Raw genomic sequence first — 5,409 nt, 5'->3', positions numbered from 1 at the left:
GGGGTGCTGGGGAGAGGAGTAACACCAATTAGCTTTTCCAATGGCACATCTGGAACCCCCCCAGCCCCCCGATGTTTTGGGGGGAGCAAGAGAGAATATGTGCCAAATTCAAACCCATTTGGTATAACACCTCAAGAGTTTCAGTTTATCCAGCGTCTCCTTGTCTCCCCACTCCCTGAAATCCAGAACTTTATACCTCACCCGATAGAGAAAGGCTATAGCTAATGGGCGATCGATATTCAGAGAGTAAAGGATAGACTGGCAATAATACCTATCGGAATTATTGGATGTTTGATTTCACTCCCCTATTTGAGTTTTCCCGTGTCAACTGTATCTCCATTTGTGGAGTTTTAGTTCCCCTCAACTTGCTCCTTACCGCGATGACACTCGTGTTCGTGGGAATGCAGCGCCCTCAAGTTCAGGTACGACAAGCGGCTTTACTTGCCTGTGTCCCGGCTGTGATAATGATACTACACGTCTGGACTTGGTTGATGATTGGCGTGGTAATGGCTCCCACCTTCATTCTGTTTTGGTTAGGAAGTACTTGCTTAAGTCTTAATATCTGGGCAATGACTCATTCCCAAAGCATGGCTAGACTATTCAGAGGTTTGATAAATTCCTCATTAGCTTAAGGGTTAAAATCTGGGAAATAGTGGGATTCTTTTAGCAAGGTGGGCTAACCCATCCCCCAGCCTATGACTCAGCAACCTATCTATTCTATATTTCCCGTCAGCAGGCAGAAATTTTTCTCGATAACTTCGCTCAATCCCTAAATCAGCCGAGTTCCTCTCCTGTACTCTTTCAAGTTTGGGGAATTGGGGGCGTCGGGAAAACTACGCTACTCAAAAAACTGCAAGAACTTCACCAGCAGGAGGCGGATTTTGCGGCGGTTTCTTTTGGCTACACGATGGGAATTGAAACGCCCTTGAAGCTGATGGCAGAACTTTACCAGCAATTACCCAAGCCGCCCAACTTGCTGCAACGGGATGTTAGGGAATTGTTTGCTAACGTTGACTCCTTTACGCCACTCTATCAAAACTATCAGGAGACAGCTCACCAGCTAGAAACTCAATCCGTTGACGGGAAAAAATCCGTTGATTCAGAGCAACTGAAACTGGTAAAACAGCTCTTCAATGCTGGGGTGAGTACGGTTGGACAGGTGGTATTGCCAGGAATCGCCGCCGCCACCTTGGGGAAGGCATCCGAAGTATCTGTTGATGCGGCAACCATGATTTTATCAGAAAAAGACCGCATCCAAAACCTTCTCCAACAGCATCAGGCAACGAAACGGAAAAAAGAATTACAGGAACTGATGCTTGATCCGTTGCCCAAGTTGACTCAGGCATTTGTTGAAGGGTTAATTCAGCAGGCAAAAAAACGTCCCCTGATCCTCATCCTAGATACCTATGAGAAAGCGCCTTCAGAGATTGATTTCTGGCTCTGTCACTATTTGCTGGGGAATCGGGAGTTAGCCGCGCACAACGTCCGGATTGTTGTAGCGGGACGATTTAATATACTCAAGACGGAATACTGGCGAAAATTGCAGCAGGATCGGGATTTAGTTTACGAGCAATGTTTGGAGCGATTTGATCAAGAGCGGACGGCGGATTATCTTCAGCAGGTTGGTATTACTGAACCGGGGCAGGTTGAGGAGATCTATCAAGCCACTAAGGGCTTACCGTACTATCTGAATTGGATTCGTCGGGAAAAAGAAGCGGGTCGAGAGATAGACTTCTCTCAGGGCAATCAAGAAATTGTAAACTTGCTGCTACAAGGGCTAAATCCCACTCAGAAACAAATCTTGCAACTAGCGGCTTGCTGTCACTGGTTTGATAAAGGGTTGATTAGCTATTTGATGAGCGATCGCAGTTTAGACTTTGACACTGCCGCTGATAACAGCCAAAACTGCTTTGACTGGTTAAAGCAGCGAGATTTTGTCGAATTTGCTCAACATCGTCATCGCTTAGATGATGTGGCGCGGGATGTGTTTCGGTTGTCCTTGTGGCAGGAAGATAAGGAGCAGTTTTATCAGGTTCATGGAGTATTGGCGGATTATTTTAAGGAACAGGCAGATCGAGACGTTCCACCCGATAGTCCGCCACCGATGCTCTATAATAATTCGGATTGGCGGGAACTTATCGCTGAGTTTCTCTATCACTCCGTCTTTTCTCGGCGAAGCGATACTCAGCGTCAGTTAATTGCTTATCTATTTACCTCTCGCTATTTCCAAGAAGATGAGGTGGTGAGGATTCCGGTTCAGGCAATTCTGTCCGAGGCAGATTTAGCGGATAAGTGTCTGTTGAATGATGCTATGTGGCAGTTTATCGAGAAAATTCAACCTGCCGTTGAGTACGGTTGGGAAGTATCAGAAGAAAAACCAATCAACTGGGAGTTTCTCGAAACCAATGGGTTTTCTAAATCTCAGATAGAGGCAACGTTAAGAACGTGTTTTAATCCGATTAATGCCTTGGATGGGTTAGCTAAATTTGCCGCACTGTTGTATAAATCCAAGCGCTGTCCTGAAACCCAGCGCGTTGATTGGGTGCAACAAGCGGAAGCCCAAGCTGAACTAATTGTTACGCCGGACGATGCGGAGTTTAGTAGTGGTTTGTTTTTGTGGGATGTGGGGAATTCTTGGGATGATTTAGGCAGACGAGAAGAAGCAGTAGTCTCCTACGATAAAGCCATTGAATTCAAACCTGACTACCACCAAGCCTGGTACAACCGGGGCATTGCCCTAGGGAATTTAGGCAGACTAGAAGAAGAATTAGCCTCCTACGACAAAGCCATTGAATTCAAACCTGACTACCACCAAGCCTGGTGCAACCGGGGCTATGCCCTAGGGAATTTAGGCAGACTAGAAGAAGAATTAGCCTCCTACGACAAAGCCATTGAATTCAAACCTGACTTACACCAAGCCTGGTACAACCGGGGCTATGCCCTAGGGAATTTAGGCAGACTAGAAGAAGAATTAGCCTCCTACGACAAAGCCATTGAATTCAAACCTGATTTACACCAAGCCTGGAACAACCGGGGCTATGCCCTAAATGATTTAGGCAGACTAGAAGAAGCAGTAGCCTCCTACGATAAAGCCCTTGAAATTAAACCCGATGAGACCAGTGCATTTTACAACAAAGCTTGCACTTATGCCAAGCATAACAATATTGACTTAGCCATTGAAAACCTACAACAAGCCATCAATCTCAATCCTGACAAATACCGAGAGATGGCAAAAACTGATTCAGATTTTGATCCTATTCGCAGCGATAATCAATTTCAGGCATTGATTCAAGGTCGCACCGATTGAGATATTGCACCATTCTTAACAAACCCGATAACCTGCCCAGATTTCAAACTCCGGCGTCATAGATTATATGGAATAAAATATTTGTGCTGTCACTGCTTAGTCCTATTGAGCTGACATCTTGCACCTTTGTCGATAAGCCCGAAAATCAGCCCGGAGTTCAAACTTCGGGCTAATAGCTCAAGTCCATTGAAATGGAATAAAACTCTTATCCAGTCGTATGCCAGTCTTACCATATCCCCTATGCCCTACAGTTGATATTCAGAATAAAGATTTGGATATTAATTTAACAGACGCTTTTAAAAAATTAAAGTTTCACCTTAAAGATTAAGAGTTAATGCAACTGTTTCAGTTAAACAATGTTCAAGTAAGTAGTTAATTTTTACGAAGCCTTGCCGACCTTATATGAAAACTTGATAAAGAAAATATCTGATTGAGTAAAGATTAAGTAATGGAGATAATTTGAGATAAAGATAAGGGTATGCTAGCAGTATTAAACATCTAGATTTACTGGGTTAGATTTTTAAACTCGTTGAAAATGATTCCAGTGGCAGTAAAAAGTAAAACTGCCCTAAAGCTAGGCTCAACCAGGGCGCTGTGCTAACTAACCGACTGAATCGCCCCTTAACCGGGGACGTTTGATTCAGTTGTTGAATTACTCCCACCTGAAAAAAAGGGGGTTCAAGTCATGAGATGCGAAACGTTCCAGCCCTATCCAAACTCCATGCTAGAAATGGGAAACCCGGTAAGTGAATTGGAATTGTCAAAAGTACATTCCCCCATTGGGACAGTTTTGCGCAATTCAGAGACACTTTACCAACTCATCCTCAGCAGCATTTCCGAAACCGTTTTCCTCACCGACAAGACTGGAGCTTTTACCTTTATCTCTCCCAATGTCGAAGGGATGTTTGGCTATAACCTCCAAGAAGTGCAGGAGTTTGGCACCATTACCCAACTGCTCGGAAATAACTTATTCCAGTGGCAAGACTTGGATGCTAGGGGAGAACTTCAGAATATCGAACGGGAAATTACCGATAAAGTGGGTCGGCAGCACATATTATTAATTAATGTCAAGCGCGTCTCGATTTTGGAAAGTACGATTCTCTACACGTGCCGGGATATTACCGAACAAAAACGAACAGAAGGCGCACTTCTGGCGCAGCTTCAACAGGAAAAAAACCAACAGTTAGAACTCACCTTACAAGAACTGCAACACGCCCAAACCCAACTGGTACAGCATGAAAAAATGGCAAGTTTGGGTCAATTAGTTGCAGGCATTGCCCACGAAATCAACAACCCTACCAGTTTTATCTACGGCAACATCTATTCTGCCAAAAACTATGTTCAAGACTTGCTGCACCTGCTGCGGCTCTATCAGCACTACTACCCTCAACCAATCTCAGAAATTGCTCAACAACAAGAAAATATTGAAATTGATTTCATCGCCGACGATTTCCCCAAACTGCTAGGCTCGATGGAAGTTGGTGCCGATCGCATCCGTCGGATCGTGCAGTCGTTAAGAAAATTCTCTCACTTGCATGAAAAGAAACTTAAAAAGGTAGACATTCATGAAGGACTAGAGAATACCCTACTCATCTTACAGCACCGCCTGCAACAACAGTCAGAAATCCAAGTTGTGAAAGAGTACGGTCAACTTCCTCTATTAGAATGTTACCCCGCTCAACTCAATCAAGTTTTCATGAACCTGCTCATCAATGCCATTGATGCGTTAGAAGGAGGCGTAGGAAACCAAAAAGACACCTCTGTCAACCCCACCAAAGCAGACGAACAACGCAGGATTTGGATTAGTACGGAGTTAGTCAGTTCTCCAGCAGAAGAAATACCAAATAAAGTGGTTATTCGGATTATCGATAACGGCTCTGGCATGACTGAAGCTGTAAAAGCCCGTATCTTCGATCCCTTCTTTACCACCAAAACCGTGGGCAGAGGAACCGGTTTGGGATTATCAATCAGCTACCGAATTGTAGTAGATGAACACCAAGGTCAGCTTAAGTGTGAATCTACCGTCGGTCAAGGGACGGAGTTTTCGATTGAGCTGCCTACTACTGAATGACTCTTGCTGGGGAGCTGGGGGGCTGGGGAGC

Annotated in this window: 4 protein-coding genes; all 4 read left to right on the top strand. The window is 44.6% G+C overall.

The window, feature by feature from the left end; translation table 11 throughout:
• The coding region (locus IQ257_RS30505; RefSeq protein WP_228061127.1) for a hypothetical protein at positions 1-225 on the top strand (225 nt) is incomplete at its 5' end.
• 62 nt (positions 226-287) lie between these two features.
• The gene (locus tag IQ257_RS28630) at positions 288-632 is read left to right on the top strand and encodes a hypothetical protein (RefSeq protein ID WP_193882117.1); all 345 of its coding nucleotides are present in this window, start codon (positions 288-290) and stop codon (positions 630-632) included.
• A 275-nt stretch (positions 633-907) separates the two neighbouring features.
• Entirely contained in the window at positions 908-3,307 is a 2,400-nt protein-coding gene (locus IQ257_RS31295) for a tetratricopeptide repeat protein (protein ID WP_369076456.1), read from the top strand.
• Positions 3,308-3,992: 685 nt separating this feature from the next.
• On the top strand, positions 3,993-5,378 hold the full coding sequence (locus IQ257_RS28615) for an ATP-binding protein (RefSeq protein WP_193882120.1): 1,386 nt from the start codon (positions 3,993-3,995) through the stop codon (positions 5,376-5,378).
• Positions 5,379-5,409 lie beyond the last annotated feature (31 nt).

Origin of the sequence: Coleofasciculus sp. LEGE 07092 (assembly GCF_015207375.1) — a bacterium.
GTDB lineage: Bacteria > Cyanobacteriota > Cyanobacteriia > Cyanobacteriales > Coleofasciculaceae > LEGE-07092.
Note: the sequence above shows the minus strand (reverse complement) of the source record. Positions and strands in the feature narration are given on the sequence as shown.